This window comes from Pseudomonas sp. J380 (assembly GCF_009827115.1).
In the GTDB taxonomy this organism is placed as follows: domain Bacteria; phylum Pseudomonadota; class Gammaproteobacteria; order Pseudomonadales; family Pseudomonadaceae; genus Aquipseudomonas; species Aquipseudomonas paracarnis.
In genome coordinates this window covers 3069898-3085531 of sequence record NZ_CP043060.1, presented here as the reverse complement: position 1 = coordinate 3085531, position 15634 = coordinate 3069898, and the positions used below count along the sequence as shown (strand labels likewise).

General features: G+C 54.9%; 16 protein-coding genes. 5 read left to right on the top strand and 11 right to left on the bottom strand.

Features of this window, described 5'->3' with window-relative positions; all coding sequences use genetic code 11:
- Nucleotides 1-454: 454 nt before the first annotated feature.
- The 5 genes from FXO12_RS13950 to FXO12_RS13930 are packed head-to-tail and all read left to right on the top strand — an operon-like array spanning nt 455 to nt 3899.
- The gene (locus FXO12_RS13950) at nt 455-805 is read left to right on the top strand and encodes a metalloregulator ArsR/SmtB family transcription factor (protein ID WP_008437351.1); all 351 of its coding nucleotides are present in this window, start codon (nt 455-457) and stop codon (nt 803-805) included.
- 22 nt (nt 806-827) lie between these two features.
- Nucleotides 828-2117 carry an arsenic transporter gene (locus FXO12_RS13945; RefSeq protein ID WP_008437350.1) on the top strand — a complete coding sequence of 430 codons (1290 nt, stop codon included), beginning with the start codon at nt 828-830 and terminating at the stop codon, nt 2115-2117.
- 9 nt (nt 2118-2126) lie between these two features.
- The gene (locus FXO12_RS13940; protein WP_008437349.1) at nt 2127-2597 is read left to right on the top strand and encodes an arsenate reductase ArsC; all 471 of its coding nucleotides are present in this window, start codon (nt 2127-2129) and stop codon (nt 2595-2597) included.
- Nucleotides 2597-3331 carry an arsenical resistance protein ArsH gene (gene arsH, locus FXO12_RS13935; RefSeq protein WP_008437348.1) on the top strand — a complete coding sequence of 245 codons (735 nt, stop codon included), beginning with the start codon at nt 2597-2599 and terminating at the stop codon, nt 3329-3331. Before FXO12_RS13940 ends, arsH begins: the two co-directional genes overlap by 1 nt.
- 19 nt (nt 3332-3350) lie before the next feature.
- Nucleotides 3351-3899: an arsinothricin resistance N-acetyltransferase ArsN1 family B gene (locus tag FXO12_RS13930; RefSeq protein ID WP_008437347.1), complete on the top strand. Its 549-nt coding sequence runs from the start codon at nt 3351-3353 to the stop codon at nt 3897-3899.
- Between the two features lie 255 nt (nt 3900-4154).
- On the opposite strand, the gene FXO12_RS13925 is transcribed toward FXO12_RS13930, so the two are convergent.
- The 11 genes from FXO12_RS13925 to FXO12_RS13875 form a co-directional block, all read right to left on the bottom strand.
- On the bottom strand, nt 4155-6110 hold the full coding sequence (locus FXO12_RS13925; protein ID WP_024073377.1) for a DEAD/DEAH box helicase: 1956 nt from the start codon (nt 6108-6110) through the stop codon (nt 4155-4157).
- Entirely contained in the window at nt 6107-7987 is a 1881-nt protein-coding gene (locus FXO12_RS13920; RefSeq protein ID WP_008437343.1) for a hypothetical protein, read from the bottom strand. Before FXO12_RS13920 ends, FXO12_RS13925 begins: the two co-directional genes overlap by 4 nt.
- Before the next feature lie 110 nt (nt 7988-8097).
- Nucleotides 8098-10002: a type I DNA topoisomerase gene (gene topA, locus FXO12_RS13915; protein ID WP_008437341.1), complete on the bottom strand. Its 1905-nt coding sequence runs from the start codon at nt 10000-10002 to the stop codon at nt 8098-8100.
- 99 nt (nt 10003-10101) lie between these two features.
- A complete protein-coding gene (locus tag FXO12_RS13910; RefSeq protein WP_073845721.1) occupies nt 10102-10299 on the bottom strand; it encodes a CrpP family ICE-associated protein in 198 nt (65 codons plus the stop codon).
- A gap of 178 nt (nt 10300-10477) precedes the next feature.
- Entirely contained in the window at nt 10478-10903 is a 426-nt protein-coding gene (locus FXO12_RS13905) for a hypothetical protein (protein WP_008437339.1), read from the bottom strand.
- A gap of 110 nt (nt 10904-11013) precedes the next feature.
- Nucleotides 11014-11478, bottom strand: coding sequence for a single-stranded DNA-binding protein (locus FXO12_RS13900; RefSeq protein WP_008437336.1), 465 nt, complete (start codon nt 11476-11478; stop codon nt 11014-11016).
- A gap of 15 nt (nt 11479-11493) precedes the next feature.
- Nucleotides 11494-12033, bottom strand: coding sequence for a DUF3158 family protein (locus FXO12_RS13895; RefSeq protein ID WP_008437334.1), 540 nt, complete (start codon nt 12031-12033; stop codon nt 11494-11496).
- 5 nt (nt 12034-12038) lie between these two features.
- On the bottom strand, nt 12039-12764 hold the full coding sequence (locus FXO12_RS13890) for a PFL_4669 family integrating conjugative element protein (RefSeq protein ID WP_008437331.1): 726 nt from the start codon (nt 12762-12764) through the stop codon (nt 12039-12041).
- A 68-nt stretch (nt 12765-12832) separates the two neighbouring features.
- Nucleotides 12833-13423, bottom strand: a complete 591-nt coding sequence (locus FXO12_RS13885; protein ID WP_160049703.1) for a hypothetical protein — start codon at nt 13421-13423, stop codon at nt 12833-12835.
- Nucleotides 13424-13626: 203 nt separating this feature from the next.
- A complete protein-coding gene (locus FXO12_RS13880) occupies nt 13627-14928 on the bottom strand; it encodes an STY4528 family pathogenicity island replication protein (protein ID WP_019816979.1) in 1302 nt (433 codons plus the stop codon).
- Complete coding sequence (locus FXO12_RS13875; protein ID WP_008437329.1) at nt 14925-15620, bottom strand: DUF2857 domain-containing protein; 696 nt, start codon at nt 15618-15620, stop codon at nt 14925-14927. The genes FXO12_RS13880 and FXO12_RS13875 overlap by 4 nt, the downstream gene beginning before the upstream one ends.
- Between the last annotated feature and the right edge of the window lie 14 nt (nt 15621-15634).

Sequence of the window (15634 nt, the reverse complement as noted above, 5' to 3'; positions counted from 1 at the left end):
GCCGAGAGGCCCCCTGTAATGATAGGGGAACGGTGACAGGCTGGTACCAGCTGCGCAGTAGGAAATAGAAAACTACGTCTATAGGTATTTATAGGCTATACAAAGATGATGCGACCGAGGTGGAAAATTACCTAGTATCTGATCACCCATTTCCATTCACGCTGAGCATTCATTTGCATTCACGCTGACCACTCAATTGCATTCGACCTGACCAGCTATCCTGCCATTACGCCTAGAGTAATGAATCCAAAATCGCGTTCAGCGAACATCCATTCGAACATCAAATCTCCGTCCGCGTGCTGAGGCGATTGTTAATCCCTCCTGGTCGTTACCCTGTGGTCGACCGGTGAGCATTGATCCCCATCGTTAACTCCCGCCACAGGCATTTGTGCAAGCAGGCTGAACGTGGTTAAATCTGCATATTCGATTATCCACATATGCAGAGCGATTGCTTATGAGCCTTACACCACACACATTCTTCAAGTGCTTGGGTGATGAAACTCGCGCCCGGATCATGCTCATGCTTTCGGCTGAGGGTGAGTTGTGCGTGTGCGAGTTAATCTGGGCACTGGACGATAACCAGTCGAAGGTCTCCAGGCATCTTGCCCAACTGCGTGCTTGCGGGTTACTCGCAGATCGGAGGCAGGGTCAGTGGGTTTACTACCGGCTGCATCCCGAGCTTGAACAGTGGGCACTGGATGTTCTGAACGTCACTACGCAGGCACACCAGTCCTGGGTTAACGACCATCAAGGACGGCTGGCTTCCATGGAAGACAGACCCGTGCGCCAAGCCTCCTGCTGCTGACATCCTGATCTGGAACATACTCATGCTCATCGCAGCATCGATTTTCGTAGTTACGCTCGTCTTTGTTATCTGGCAACCCAAGGGGTTAGGTGTCGGCTGGAGCGCGGCAGCGGGTGCCGTTCTGGCACTACTGACTGGCGCCGTAAGTCTAGGGGATGTGCCGGTTGTGTGGCACATCGTCTGGAACGCTACCGCGACCTTCATTGCTGTGATCATCATCAGTTTGTTGCTCGATGAAGCGGGATTCTTCAAATGGGCGGCGCTTCATGTCGCTCGCTGGGGTCGGGGCAAAGGCGGACGTCTGTTTGCGCTGATGATCCTGCTCGGTGCAGCCGTTTCGGCACTGTTCGCCAATGATGGAGCCGCACTGATTCTGACCCCAATCGTCATCGCGATGCTGACGGCGCTTCGCTTCAGCCCGGCATCCACCTTGGCATTCGTGATGGCCGCAGGCTTCATCGCTGATACCGCCAGTCTGCCGATGGTGGTGTCCAACCTGGTGAACATCGTTTCGGCAGACTTTTTTGGCGTGGGTTTCGGTGAATACGCTTCTGTCATGTGGCCAGTGAACCTAGTGGCCGTGGCCGCGACACTGTTCATGCTCTGGATGTTCTATCGCAAGGACATTCCCGCCCAGTACGACGCGGATCAGCTTGAGGCCCCGGAGTCGGTGATTCGAGATCGGGCGACCTTCATTGCTGGCTGGTGGGTACTTGGCCTGCTGCTGGTTGGTCTGTTCGCACTGGAGCCGTTAGGTATCCCCATCAGCGCTGTTGCTGCTGCGTGTGCAATGATCCTGCTGGTCATCGCAGGTAAAGGCCAAATCATCTCCACGAGAAGGGTCATCAAGGACGCGCCCTGGCAAATTGTCGTGTTTTCGCTGGGCATGTATCTGGTGGTCTATGGCCTGCGTAATGCTGGCCTAACCGACTCGCTCTCGGGGCTGCTGAACATATTTGCCGAGCATGGCCTATGGGCCGCTACCTTGGGCACCGGTATCACCGCTGCGCTGTTGTCCTCGATCATGAACAACATGCCGAGTGTGCTTATCGGCGCTCTGTCCATTCAGGGCAGCGACGCTACAGGACTGGTACGTGAGGCCATGATCTACGCCAACGTCATCGGTTGCGATCTTGGCCCCAAGATCACGCCCATCGGAAGCCTGGCCACGTTGCTGTGGCTGCATGTGCTAGCGCAGAAAAATATCCGCATCACCTGGGGTTACTACTTCAAAGTCGGCAGCATCCTCACCCTCCCTATCTTGCTGGTAACGCTGGTGGCACTGGCGTCGCGGCTGAGCATCCCTGTCTAGGAGAAACCCATGAAAGTGCTATTTATGTGTACGGCAAACAGCTGCCGGAGCGTTCTCTCGGAGGGGTTGTTCAACCACCTGGCCCCGAGCGGTTTTAACGCCGTCAGTTCGGGCAGCTTCCCAAGCGGACAACTGAATCCACGCGCCGTGAGTACGTTGCAAGCGCTTGGTATCGACACCACAGATCTCTACAGCAAAGGCTCAGAGGTGTTTTCGGACTCACCACCGGATGTGGTGATCACCGTGTGTGATAAGGCTGGAGGCGAACCCTGCCCGGTCTATTTCGGGCCTGCTGTCAAAAGCCACTGGGGCCTCGCCGACCCTTCCGATGTAGAAGGCACAGACAGCGACATCCAAGCCGCATTTGACGCGACCGTCGTCCAGATTAAAAAGCGTTTCGAGGCATTCTTCAGCTTGGATCATTCGGCGCTCACACCGCAGGAACTGAAGCGCGAGCTAGATCAAATAGGTGAACTGTAATGGACGAATTTTCCTCGGAAAGCAGCCTGGATCTACCTAATCTGGATCAGTCGCTAATCGACTTCGTCACACTGGATCGCCTGCAAGGCAACGAGCAACCGACTCACAAACCACGCATCTTGTTGCTGTATGGCTCAACCCGTGAGCGCTCTTTCAGCAGGCTGCTGACCCAAGAGGCCGCGCGCATCCTGACCCTAATGGGAGCCGAGACCGTCATCTTTGATCCCTCGGGTCTGCCTCTCCCTGATGACGCTCCGGAAGACCATCCAAAGGTTAAAGAGCTGCGGGATCTGGTTCTGTGGTCAGAGGGACAGGTGTGGTGTTCGCCAGAGCGTCACGGTGCAATGTCTGCTGTATTCAAAGCCCAAATAGACTGGATACCTCTCACGTTGGGCGCTGTCCGCCCCAGCCAGGGCAAGACGTTGGCCGTCATGCAGGTCTGCGGTGGATCACAGTCCTTCAACACGGTAAACCAGCTTAGGATCCTCGGGCGCTGGATGCGGATGATCACCATCCCAAACCAGTCGTCAGTACCCAAAGCCTTTCTGGAGTTCGACGACGCAGGGCGTATGAAGCCATCCGCCTACTACGACCGTGTTGTGGACGTGATGGAGGAACTGATGAAGTTCACGCTGATGGTTCGGGGCCGGGAAACGTATTTGGTAGACCGCTATTCGGAGCGCAAGGAAAGCGCCGAAGCACTCTCGAAACGAGTCAATCAAAGATCGATTTGAGCGACCAAGGGGATAGAGGATGAGCAACACCACAGTAAGGATTGCGCAGATTTCGGACGCTCAAGCCATCCAGGCAATTTACGCACCGATGGTTGAGCATACGGCGATTTCGTTTGAGCTTGAGCCGCCCACAGTCGAAGAGATGGCCAAGCGGATTGGGTCGACTTTGCCGACTTACCCGTATCTGGTAGCGGAGCGAGACGGCCAGCTCATCGGCTATGCATATGCCAGTCAGCACCGGGCTCGTGAGGCCTATCGCTGGTCGGTCGACGTCACCGTTTATATATCGCCAGAAGCGCACCGTAGCGGGGTCGGCCGGGCACTGTATGGCGTGTTGCTGCCGACATTGAAAAGGCAAGGGTTTCACGCAGCCTTTGCCGGGATCGCGCTGCCAAACGATGGCAGCGTGGGGCTGCATGAAGCACTAGGCTTCGCTCACATCGGTACGTATCCAGAAGTAGGATTCAAGCATGGCGCTTGGCATGATGTTGGATATTGGCGTATCGCGCTGGATTCAACGAGTCCGCCAAAACTGTCCGTGCCTTTCAGTGAGATCAGTCTCTTCTGAATGGGTCTCGACGGCCATTATGAGCGATGGGAAGATTCTAATACGTAACAAAGTCAATTATGTTCGACTCCTCGAAATGAATACGAGCAAAGTGGGTAAAATCGAAATAGATTTGCCACTTTCGGAAGTTTGCAGATATCGAACGAAACTATTGTTGCCGATGGGGAGGCCTATTAGATTCCAGAAAACAAAAGTAATGGTTCCAAGTACGTTTACAAGGTCTCAGCCACTAAGAAGCAGTGATATACCGCAGATCTACAAATTGGTCGCCAATGCTTGTCTCGCGTTGCCGGCCGCGTCGGGCTCAATGAGGTCACTTGCCAACTGACGCTTATCCTGCAGCATTTGCCAAAGCATCTGGTCGATTGTGTTTTCCACCAGCGGGATTTTCACCACGACCATGCGCAATTGCCCATTGCGGTAGGCCCTGTCCTCAGCCTGGTCCTGCAGTCCAGGCGTCCAGGGGAGGCCCAGGAACATCACATAGTTGGCCGCAGTGAGGTTGTTGCCGGTGCCGGCAGCGGAGGTAGTGGCGGCAAAGACGCGGGTTTCTGGATCACTTTGGAATTGATCGATCGCCTTCTGCCGTTTGCCTACAGAGTCACTGCCGACAACCGTGACGCACCCGTACTCAGCTTGCTTGCACCGAGTGCGAAGTGTTCCTACCGTATCCTTGAACTCACAGAACAAGATTACTTTGTCCTCCGCGTCCAGTTCGCACAGCAGATCCATTACGACACGAATCTTTACCTGCTCAAGCAACTGACGCAGTGATCCCAACCTGGCGAGGCTAGGCCTGTCTTCGAGCCGAATTTGATCGTATTGCTTGCGCTCTTCAGCAGTGAGTTCGATGGGTAAAGTTTGGCGCTGTTTGCCCTTGAGACCGGGCAAGACATCCTTGCGTCGACGGAGCATCCAATCGCCGATTGCGCCCCGCAGATTCATGCGGAAATCCTGACTGCCGGCGAACTGTTCGCAGAATTCTTTCAAGGGCAGTTTCCCAACGGGGTGGCCGGATAGCCGTAGCAGCGTGTGCAGCTCAGATTCTCGGTTGAGGACTGGCGTACCCGTCAGCAGGTAACGGTTGGGTATCTTGGCGGCAATGTCGAAGCCGTGACGTGTCCACGCGGCGGTCGGCTCTTTCAGGCGGTGCGCCTCGTCGATGATCATCACTTCAAAGTGTCCTGCATGCAGAACAAAATCGCCAAGGCGTTCGTAGTTGGTGATAATCCATTGCGAAGAGGGATCAAAGACCTGTTGGCCGATAGTGGCCTTGGGATACACCATCTGGATTTCGCGTTGCCAGTTGATGATCAACGTCGACAGGGTGATAACCAAGATGGGTCTATTAGCTGCTCGGATTGCAGCGGCAATGATTGCTTGGCGAGTTTTACCAAGCCCCATGTCATCCGCAAGCAAGGCGCTTGTGCGCTGTAGCAAGTGCCGGATGCCTGCCGGTTGATGGTCCAGTAAAGAATAACCAGCCAATGCCTGGTTAATCTGTTCGGTAGTGGACCCGGTGCGCTCGATTGAGGGCACCGCGGCTAAATACACATCGGTTGAGGTGCTATCGTCAGCCGCTTTTGCTGCGCGCTCTTGTGGCGGTCCACCAAGACTGATGCGGGTGATTTCATCAGCTGGAACAACGGATCCGTCGGTCAGCAGCTCTTGCACGGTGTCGAGGATTTCGAACTGATCCTCCGACAATCCAAGCTCCAGGATCAAGTTGCTTCGCACCACTTCCGCACCAGCGTCAATGCGCCAGGACTTGGAATGCCCGAGAAACACGCCGTGCATGCGCCTTGAAACGGCGACCGCGCCAGGATGGTAGTCACCTGACAGCAGGATCCCGCCCTGAACGAGTGGAGCTATCCGAAAGGTCAGCCCCCACGTGAATGCCTGCCGATCTGGGTCGTTTTGTGCGGCTGTGATTTTATGTGAAAACGTCTCCCAACTTTCATTGAAACGGTCCTCGGACAACTCCATCAAACGGTGGAAGAGCACATCCAGGTCATCCAGCAACTTGCCTTTTGGTAATCGCCAATAGCGATGTTGAGGATGCTCGGCACGCCGAATATAGAAACCATTACGTTCGAGAAACAGCCGGTTCGCACCCTCAACGTATTGCATTAAGACCCCGAAGTCATAGCCGTCAAAAATGACTTTTTCGACCAGGTCCTGCCGGCGGTTCATCAGACGTGGACGACTCATGTCCTGCTCAATCGTTGGTTGATCCATTCCGCACAGGCCTGGGCATGCATTTTTTTCCGGTTTCGATTTGTATAGCGCGACATGGATAGTGTTTGGTCGGGCCATTCCAGGTTAATGGCGAGCTCACCCGATTTGATCTTTGCCCAAAACCATTGATAGGCCCGGTCAACCCTGGAGCCCGACTTAGGTGTGCGATTGCGGAGCCCTCTCAGTTGTATCGTCACCAGGTGTTTGGGAGTCAATTTTGCTAACGTTTCGCCCCAGGCACTTTCATCCATTTGGATTTCTGCAGAGGCCAACGATTTCCCGTTTTCGCGAACCGAAAAAAGACGGCAGATGCCCCGATAAGCACTGTAGTCGTAACCATCAATGCAATGGCCCAGCGCTCGATGTTCCGCATCAAGATCGGCGGGGCACTTCAGTTCGATAATTTGCAGCCCATTTGGACTCACGAGGGGTGTGCTGGTTGAATAAAGCAGCGGCTTCCAGGGCGTTAAAGAGTCTGTTCTTGTTTGTGGATCTACTGCATCTAAAGCCTCACGGATGTCTATCAACGCGAGGTGAAAGCCATTCACCAAGCTGGCGATCTGGTGATAGGAAGCAGTAGCAATGAAGCTTTTGAGTTTCTGCAGTGCTTCACCAGAAGCTGGTCCGTCGCTCTCATCAACGTTGTTAAAGAGCTCGTTCAGGTCTCGAAAGTCGTCGGCGATTTTGGACCAATTGTCGTCCGACCAATCAGTTGGACACCCTGACAGCAGCCTGTTCCAGTCCTGCGTTTGATCCAGCAGTTGATACGGGATTTTATCCAGCAGCGCGAAGAGAGTGATCCAGTGCGCTTTTTTAAGAGGACGGCGATTGCCCAGTGAGGCTCCCAGCAGCAGTCGATGCCAGGGTCCTTGTGGCCCCTCGCGGCTGATACGGGTCAATGCACTGCCGGTATCGAATACCCGCTGTTGACCCAGGTAGCGCACTGCAGCGCGCGGCGCCTGTAGCAGCCAAGCCAGTGTGTCGGAAAGGGGGAGGCCCGCGTCGGCTATGCGACCTACCAGGCACTCTTCAGCGGAAATCAAATAACGGTCCTCACTCCAGTATGGGCGCCACGCCTGAAGTTCATCCCATGGGCAGTTCATGTATACCTGCTGCTGCCCATCCCACGGCCACGGCCATTGATCTGCTAGTACCAGAAGTGGAATCAGTACTGGCTGGGCTTTTAGGGCCTGAAGGCGGCGTTTTCGGTCACCTTGAGCCAGCCAGTTATAGAGCTTGGGTGAGGGACATTGCGCTGAACGAATGGCGAATAAAAGCTCTTGGTCCAGACACTGGCAAAACTGCTTCAGCGTGCTGCCAATCTGCTTCAGGTAAAATCGGGTGCGGGGATTGAAGTACCGATTGTTGCTCGCCGTCCAATCGAAGCCGCGGCGATTAAAGCTTCCTAGATCTTCAATCGAAAGGGCTTTCGCCCTCTCTCCAGCAGACTTGCAGAAGGAGGTCAGTAGGACGTCTGCATACCAGCGTTTTTCAAACCTGAGCAGTAGCTGCTGGGCCACCATTGCGGTGGGTTTTCTCTTATGCACGCGGTCCTTGCTGAAGATTTTGCAGGCCTTAACCTGATGACCATCGAAGTACTGGAGGTGATCGCCGATTCTGGCCAGGAGCCGCCGTGTTTGATCATCTGTAGAGGGCAGGGCTACGCACCAGCAACGAGTATGGACAGTGGAACTCAGATAGGTATCGATGAAGGAGGTCAGCTGGGAGGGCGGTACGTTAAATTGTAAAGCCCAGGTCTGGGCGACTTCAATTTGCCGATGTGAGAACTTCTCCAGCTTCGGCGCTAAGATGCGCAGCCCCACCACCGATTGTCTCTTCTGTACGCTCACCCATGACCTCCTCTGCAATTTCGCAGAGGACTGTCAGGTATAGGAATGGTGGGCTTCTAGGGTTAATGCGTAACGGCGTTGTCGGTGATTTATATCGGCAATGGCAGAAGTCACACCCCTCTGGGTTTATTGAGATCTGGTTTGCCATTCAAGTTTGGAAAACTCACCTTGCATCCATTCGATTTGAAGCCTGTGCAACCCCAAAAGTCATAGCCACCGCCCCCTTTTTTTTGTCGCCTTGCGAGGGGTTGATTGCACTTGGGACAGTTGAAAGCGCCACCTGCTGTGGCTGGGCGTGGAGCGGACGCCATCGGCACACTCGGCATTCCACGTTGCTGAGACAGTTCCTCTTCCAGGCGTCTATGCAGACGCGCAACGACAGCTCCATAGGTGTCTTGGCCCTGGGCGACTTTGTCCAAATCCCGCTCCAGCTCCCTCGTAAAATCGAGCTCCACGAAACTGTAGAACCCTTCCAGCTTCGCGATTGTTTCCTCCCCCAGCGGCGCCGGTACCAGCTTGCGGCTTTTTTCCTCAATCATTCCTTTGCTGGTGATGTTCTTCAAGATCGAGGCGAACGTGCTGGGACGACCAATACCGCGGCGCTCCATTTCTTTGATTAGACTGGCCTTGGTGTAGCGGGATGGCGGCTGAGTTTTCTTCTTCAGCAGTTCTCCGTTGTGCACAGAGATGATCTGTTTTGGTGTGAGTGCAGGAACTGGGTTGCTCGCTGCTCCATCTTCCTCATCGTCTGTGTCATCGCCCTTGAGCAGTTTCCGCCACCCAGGATGAAAAAGGGTTTCACCAGTTGCATTGAATCGCAAAGCCTTACCATTTGGGCCAACCGCGAGCAGTTTTACAGCACGCACGTCGAATACCGCCGCTTCGATCTGGCTGGCCAGCGCCCGGACCCAAATCAACTTGTACAGGGCGAGTTCCTCGTCGTTCTCACCAGCTTTTGTATCAGCCCAATGCGTCGGGGTAATAGCGGGGTGGCCTTCCTGCGCGCCTTCGGCGGCCTTGAATGTACGTCGCTCGTCGACGGTCTTCAATCCGATAGATCTAGCTACGGTTCTAATATCCTCCATGGCCTCGTCTGGTACGTTGGGATTATCCGTCCTGTGGTAGGTGATCACGCCTTGTTCATACAATCGCTGGGCGACTTGCATGGTCTTGTCCGGGTCCCATTTCAAGGCGTTGCTGGCTGCTTGTTGAAGGGTGGAAGAGATGAAGGGCGCGGGTGGGTGGCGCTCGGCCTTGCGGTCTTCACAGGACTCGACGACGACATTACGTGTGCCGGCGACGAGTCGGGCCAGGTTGGCATCTTGAACGTAAGGAAAGTCTTTGCTCGCGAAATCCGGTACCGGTTGCCAGTCTGCATACCAGGTGGTGCCCTGATTCATATCCACAAAGTTCAGACGCACACCGAAGTGGTTGATTACCTGAAAGTTGCGGATCTCGCGCTCGCGCAAAACCACCAGGTATACGGCAGGCGATTGCACGCGGCCTGCAGAGGTGGGCTTGCCCATCAGTCGGCGTAGCTCCTGAGTCACCAGGTAACCCACCAAACGATCAAGTACACGCCGGCATTCTTGTGACGCGACTCTGTTCAAATCGATTTGGCGAGGATTGGCTAGAGCCTCTGCGACACGCTTCAGGGTGATTTCATTGAAGGTGATGCGTTTGTAGGATTTGACCGCCAGTACCTGCTGGATGTGCCAGCTGATGCTTTCACCTTCGCGATCCGGATCGGTTGCGAGGTAGATTTCATCGGCCTGTTTAGCTGCGGCCTTGATGGTCCGCACGGCCTTGGCGCTCTTATCCAGGATCTCGTACACCGGTGTGTAATTTTTGCGGACGCCTGTGGTGATCATGCTGTCGTCCTGCCCTCTGGCGGGCAAGTCACGTATGTGCCCACCACTGGCGACAACCAACCAGTGTTCGCCTGGGCGCAGTTTCTTCATCATTGGCTGAAGCTTTTTCAGCTTCCCAGGTGCCTCGATGATCAATAGCTTCACGGTGTGCCCCTTCTCAATTATGCAGAGCGGGACTGTCACGTCATGGCAGGTAAGGCTTCAATGGGAAATGGTCAATGCACAACGGGAGGCTTTTAGCGGCTAGAGGTCCAGCGTCAGCTGCTGTTCCTGGGCAAAGCCCTTTAGCCACGACGCGCGCATCGCAGGATGGTGGTAAGGGCAGTCATACACCCGTAGCCCTTTTCGGGCGGCGTCAGCACCGGCTATTTGAACGGCAGTATGGGGGTTATTGAATTGCCGCCTATCTGCTGGTTTCAAAGAAGTTCGAGATTGCGCCATTGGCTATCGGTCCCCGAAGAACAGATCTATCAGACAGTAACATCACGAATAGCGCATTTTTTTGCATCAAAAACGGAAGTTTTAAACTTCTGTGCTTGAGATAGCCGAATGGAAGTGTGACTCAACCTGAAAGTTAACGAATGGCGCGATTTTTTGCCAACCAATTGGCGGTTTGATGTCAATTCGAAGCTGGCTCGTCCGTCCAGTTCGCAACTCTGATCCACGCGATGAAGTCCTGAGTGGATTGTCCGCTTTGAACACGTAGTTGTTCCAGCTTGCCGTATAAGTGTTCAGTCATTTCGTCGTCGTCGTCAAAGTCGACGCGGTATTCAGTATCTAAGCGGTATTCATCGAGCAAGGTGTTGATAAATCGGCGGGCTTGCCAGGTATCAAGGTCTGTCTCTCCACGGCCCCCCATCAGATACTCTCCCGTTCGCCACCCAACTGGAGCCCATGATGCTCGGTTTATGTCCAGGGTGAGCCCGTAGTAGTCCGGAGCATTCACCTCGCTTTCATCAAAGTAAGCCCAGTAAACACGGCCTAAAGCTGGGTGCTCTGCGCCAATGACAACGTACCCTGTTGGGTCCCTCAAAACTTCATCCATCGGCACGTCCTAATTTGTAGTGGTTCTCTAATGAGGTCGGGGGAAACGATGAGCTGTTTCCCCCAACACCGACAGCTACACGAATGGGCCGAAAAATTAAGCCCCTGTTTTCAGAATTGCGGTGGATCGGTATCTGGATATTCATCCGGGCCTGGAGCTGGCTGCGGCCGCGATTCGGGTCTGTTGGACTGTTGCGAATTCTGGTTTTGCGAAGGCGCCAGATTCACCATGGTCACGCGGTGTGGCAGCATGCCGACCCGGCTGGCCTGGATTTTCAAAGCTTCGAATTCGCCATCGTCGTTCTTCCAACGGTCCATAACGGCGCGACCGGAAACCAGCACTCGCATACCTTTCTGGAACAGTTGCGAATAATGCTCGGCGTCCTTGTGCCACCACTCCACATTCGCCCAAAAACCGCCACGATCTTCGTAGCCGCCTTTGCCATCCGGAATCGAATTGTCGAAGTAAACGTTGGCTCGCATGAGTCGACGTGGGTCTTTATTGCCGTTGGGGAATTCTTTGAATTCCGGTGCAGAACCGATATTGCCTTCCCAGCCTTGTACGGGCGTGCCCATGAGTATTCTCCGAGGTTATTGGTGTTGCGTTGGGTTGTTGAGCTGCTGCAGGCGAGCGGTATACACGGCCTCTGCCTGGCCCATTTTTTCTGCGCACTCGGCGGCCTGTTTGGTGATCGAGTGCAGCAAACTCATTTGCATATTCAAGGTGATGCGCTGCAGCTCCATCACGTAAAGATCCTGCAGCATGGATTCCGGTGTTCTGGGTGAGCCCATCATTTCTGCCCAAACCCCTACGCCCATCCGCCGATCTGTCACCTGCTGCCATCTCAAAAACTGGGTGCCGGCTTGGGTGTTCTGCTCAGTCAACCGCACTGGAACTAGGGTGAATGGATATCGGCGGGCCTGGCTCAGCACTTCCTGGGCAAGAGCTTTTAAGTCCGATTCTTGAGCTCGGCAAAGATCGGCAAATTGGGTCAGCTCCCCCTTACCTTTAAAAGGCTTTAAAAGGCCCTTTAGTGAGGCAGCCTGTTGCAGTCGCTGAAAGGCTTCCTGTTGCAGTGGCCGGAAGGCGGTCTGTTGCAGCGACCCATCATTGGAGGGAATCTGGCCCATGCTCTTTAACCCTCAACGGGGTCATCGAGATGATCATCCGTCTCGGTTTGCTGCTGACCGCGGATGATCGGTGGCGCGAAATTCGAACGGCGGGTGCCTTCCAGGATGTCTTGTGGCAGCTCACCGTACCGCTCGTACATTTTGCGGGCTGCTTCAGCCTTGGCATTGTTTGCAGCGAAGTCGTCGCGGGCAGCGCCTGAGTACTTATAGATCTGGGCCAGACCAAACAGTCTCCGCAGTACCGCTGCGCCTTCGTCGATCCAGGTTTCCATATCGTGGCGCCCGACAAGGCCAACGTGCTGGGCCAACAGAATGCGTCTGACAATTTCGTCGTAGTTCGTCAGCAGGTACACAGCCTGAAATCCCAGGGGATTGGAGATGTACAGCGGGAGGCTGACAGGCTGGATCGAGAGGTTTTCGCTAATGCTGATGGCCGGTGGAAGAGAGGCCATGGCTGTGTCCAGGCGATCTTCGATGGTCTTTAACGCTTCCTTGGAATCGTTGATCTTTTCCTCGAGGAGGATCATCCACCAGTCAGAGTAGGGATCATCCTGTTGGGCGCCTCGAGACATTCGATTGACGACAGTGCAGAACCCTGACAGACCAATGATGCCGGCTTTGAGGTCATTTTTAGGGCGCCCCATCCATATACGAGCGGCGTGGTGAGTGTGAAGGGTGAGCTTCACATCGCTGCGCAGTGAACCGATGTTGAGCCGGAAGTTATCAGCCATGGTGCAGTGTTTCCTTGGGAAGAGGATTGACGTACCCATGCTGCAATTTGGCTATAGGAGACGCAGCATTAAATACGTAGCCCGATGGAAGGGGATTTGTTGAGGCTTCTATATAGGAAGAGCTGAAACTCGCCGGTGCGGACCGAATCCCCTGCGTGGCGGCCACCTCCGGTGCCGGATGCTGTCAGGGTGTTGTGGGCCACAACACTTGCCATGTCGCCGGCACGGATGCCGGATCCTGCCAAGGTGGTGCGGGCCGCACCACTTATATGGCTGCCACCTCCGGTGCCGGATGCTGTCAGGGTGTTGTGGGCCACAACACTTGCCATGTCGCCGGCACGGATGCCGGATCCTGCCAAGGTGGTGCGGGCCGCACCACTTATATGGCTGCCACCTCCGGTGCCGGATGCTGTCAGGGTGTTGTGGGCCACAACACTTGCCGTGTCGCCGGCACGGATGCCGGATCCTGCCAAGGTGGTGCGGGCCGCACCACTTATATGGCGGCCACCTCCGGTGCCGGATGCTGTCAGGGTGTTGTGGGCCACAACACTTGCCATGTCGCCGGCACGGATGCCGGATCCTGCCAAGGTGGTGCGGGCCGCACCACTTATATGGCGGCCACCTCCGGTGCCGGATGCTGTCAGGGTGTTGTGGGCCACAACACTTGCCGTGTCGCTGGCACGAATGCCGGATCCTGGGCAAGTGATTTGGGCCGAGTCACTTGCGTGGCGGCCGCGGCGTATTTCGGTTCCTGTCAGGGTGTTGCGGGCCGCAACACTTGCTGTGTAGCTGGCACAGATTCCGGTCACGACCGCTTCGCTCTGGGCCGCGTTACCACGATATTCTGGTTGTCCACCTGACATCATGGATGTGTACCCCGATTAGGCTTCAGCAGATGCAGCATTCCGCTGAGTGTGTGTTTTGCGGTTTGTATCGACTCAGGGCTACGCGTCTGCGTTAGCGTCTTCGTCGGCTGCTCTGCGCCCTCTGGCGGGGCTGAAGCGTCTTGACGCTCGGGGCTCGCTTTTGCCTTGTCGTCAGGGTTCCATTGGCTGTTGAAATCGCCGCGAACGGCCATGCCGACGAGCGTCATTAAGTATCCAAGCGGGTTTCGGACCCCTCCCGAGTCACAGCGGTGGACCCATTGTTTGATGAGCGCGGTTTTCAACTCTGCTGGAACCTTTTGCAGCGCCAGGACCGCGTTCTGTTTTTGCTCGACCGGTAGTCGATGCAGTGCACCGAGCAAATCGGCAGCGATGTCGTTTGGTGTGGGCGGTACATGTACAGAGCTTTTACAAACATCTTTGTGTGTATCTGTATACGTACTATATGAGTTCGGATGCCGAACTAAGTCCGAACTCAGTGATTTACGGCTGAGTTCGGCATCCGAACTCTGCTCCAAAGCGATTCGCTCTTCGCCTTTTTCACTGAGTTCGGTATCCGAACTCAGTGGAGATAGAGCTATATTTTGCTGAGTTCGGATTCCGAACTCAGTCGCTTTAAGAACGACTGGAGCCTGCGCTTTGGTCCAGGCCTGGCTATTCATGCGGGATTCGATGATGTCCAGCCTGCTAGGTAAGCGTTGGCCAACATCAGGATCAGCTGCAAATTCCTTCCAGGCAATTTCTGCCACTTCGCGAATCACCTTGGTCTGGTGCTGCATTGACTGCGCGAGTAGCTGCAAGTAGTCCTTGTCGAACTCTATAGCTTCGGCCGGTGTGACCGGTTCGTCGTGAAGCAGGTAGACGTTGCCTTGCACTTGTCCACTCAGATCATTGCGCACCCGTCGCCCCAGGCTAAGCCAACGGGTGAGACGTAAGGTCACTAATGCTTTTGATACAGTTTCACGCGAGGCAGGCCTACCGGGTTGCATACCCAAATATGGCCGCAGTTGGTCATAGGTAGGGAACGCCGTAAGGCCGTCGTCATTGATCAGTAGGCGAAATACCTGCCAGGTGTTTCTTTCAAGCGGGGTTAAGCGATCATCCAAAAGCAATCGGCGAGGAACCGTTTCGTGTGGGTTCCCGCTGAAAATAATTCCGGAGTAGGGGGAAGACCCTTCAATCCCCGGAGGCGCCGACTCTTTTTTCTGAAGCAAATGAGCTTCAAGGTGACCCGAGGCCGAGTCTAAAAGCGTCGACAAGGGAAGCCGAGACAACCTCATAATACAGAGTCACCTTCCACCGATGTCGCTGCAGGCTGTGCAAGTCGTTGAGAAGACACAAGCTGTAGCCTTCTCGGAAGGCCAGGGTTTGCAGGAGGGTAAAGCCCTTCCTTTATCCAGGACTGAATGCGATGCCAGATGATGGCCAGGCTGAGGTTTTCGTGGGTCTCATCTGGGCTAGTATCCTGTGGAGCATTGAGTTCCTCGGCGACCAACATGGCGATGTCCAGCAACGCGAGACTGTCGCCAAGCTCTACCTGATGCTCTTGCATTAGGTGCGTCCATCGGTACCAAAGCTGAGCGTCCATCTCCTCACTGAATTCGCGCCAACGGCCACGACGTGCCGTCACGCCGATCATTAGGCGTTGAAGGGCCACATCCTGCGGAGACAGCCCGAAGAACTGTTGCAGCATTTGAGTGGTCGCGCCAAGTCGCAGCGCACGTTCAATCATGCGCACTTCTTCATCAGAACGCTGCGCGCCTGACAGTAGTTTTTTTACCATGTCCCCATCAATGGTGACGTTGCACCAAGACACGGGAGTGTTAAGCAGCAAGCTCAGTACTGAAGGTTGTTGGAGCTGAGCCAATATCTCTGGCTCCAGGCCCATTTCGATGCAGCGCCGAAGTTGGCCATTACGCATGTGATGAAGCACCTGTGACAGGATTGCTTCATTTATTGGTGTCTTGGACATGACGACTCCCCCTT

What these genes read in the sequence shown, in the direction of transcription:
- FXO12_RS13950 (WP_008437351.1), top strand. Translation starts at nt 455, where the DNA reads ATGAGCCTTACACCACACACATTCTTCAAGTGCTTGGGTGATGAAACT.
- FXO12_RS13945 (WP_008437350.1), top strand. Translation starts at nt 828, where the DNA reads ATGCTCATCGCAGCATCGATTTTCGTAGTTACGCTCGTCTTTGTTATC.
- FXO12_RS13940 (WP_008437349.1), top strand. Translation starts at nt 2,127, where the DNA reads ATGAAAGTGCTATTTATGTGTACGGCAAACAGCTGCCGGAGCGTTCTC.
- arsH (WP_008437348.1), top strand. Translation starts at nt 2,597, where the DNA reads ATGGACGAATTTTCCTCGGAAAGCAGCCTGGATCTACCTAATCTGGAT.
- FXO12_RS13930 (WP_008437347.1), top strand. Translation starts at nt 3,351, where the DNA reads ATGAGCAACACCACAGTAAGGATTGCGCAGATTTCGGACGCTCAAGCC.
- FXO12_RS13925 (WP_024073377.1), bottom strand. Translation starts at nt 6,110, where the DNA reads ATGAGTCGTCCACGTCTGATGAACCGCCGGCAGGACCTGGTCGAAAAA.
- FXO12_RS13910 (WP_073845721.1), bottom strand. Translation starts at nt 10,299, where the DNA reads ATGGCGCAATCTCGAACTTCTTTGAAACCAGCAGATAGGCGGCAATTC.
- FXO12_RS13905 (WP_008437339.1), bottom strand. Translation starts at nt 10,903, where the DNA reads ATGGATGAAGTTTTGAGGGACCCAACAGGGTACGTTGTCATTGGCGCA.
- FXO12_RS13900 (WP_008437336.1), bottom strand. Translation starts at nt 11,478, where the DNA reads ATGGGCACGCCCGTACAAGGCTGGGAAGGCAATATCGGTTCTGCACCG.
- FXO12_RS13895 (WP_008437334.1), bottom strand. Translation starts at nt 12,033, where the DNA reads ATGGGCCAGATTCCCTCCAATGATGGGTCGCTGCAACAGACCGCCTTC.
- FXO12_RS13890 (WP_008437331.1), bottom strand. Translation starts at nt 12,764, where the DNA reads ATGGCTGATAACTTCCGGCTCAACATCGGTTCACTGCGCAGCGATGTG.
- FXO12_RS13880 (WP_019816979.1), bottom strand. Translation starts at nt 14,928, where the DNA reads ATGAGGTTGTCTCGGCTTCCCTTGTCGACGCTTTTAGACTCGGCCTCG.
- FXO12_RS13875 (WP_008437329.1), bottom strand. Translation starts at nt 15,620, where the DNA reads ATGTCCAAGACACCAATAAATGAAGCAATCCTGTCACAGGTGCTTCAT.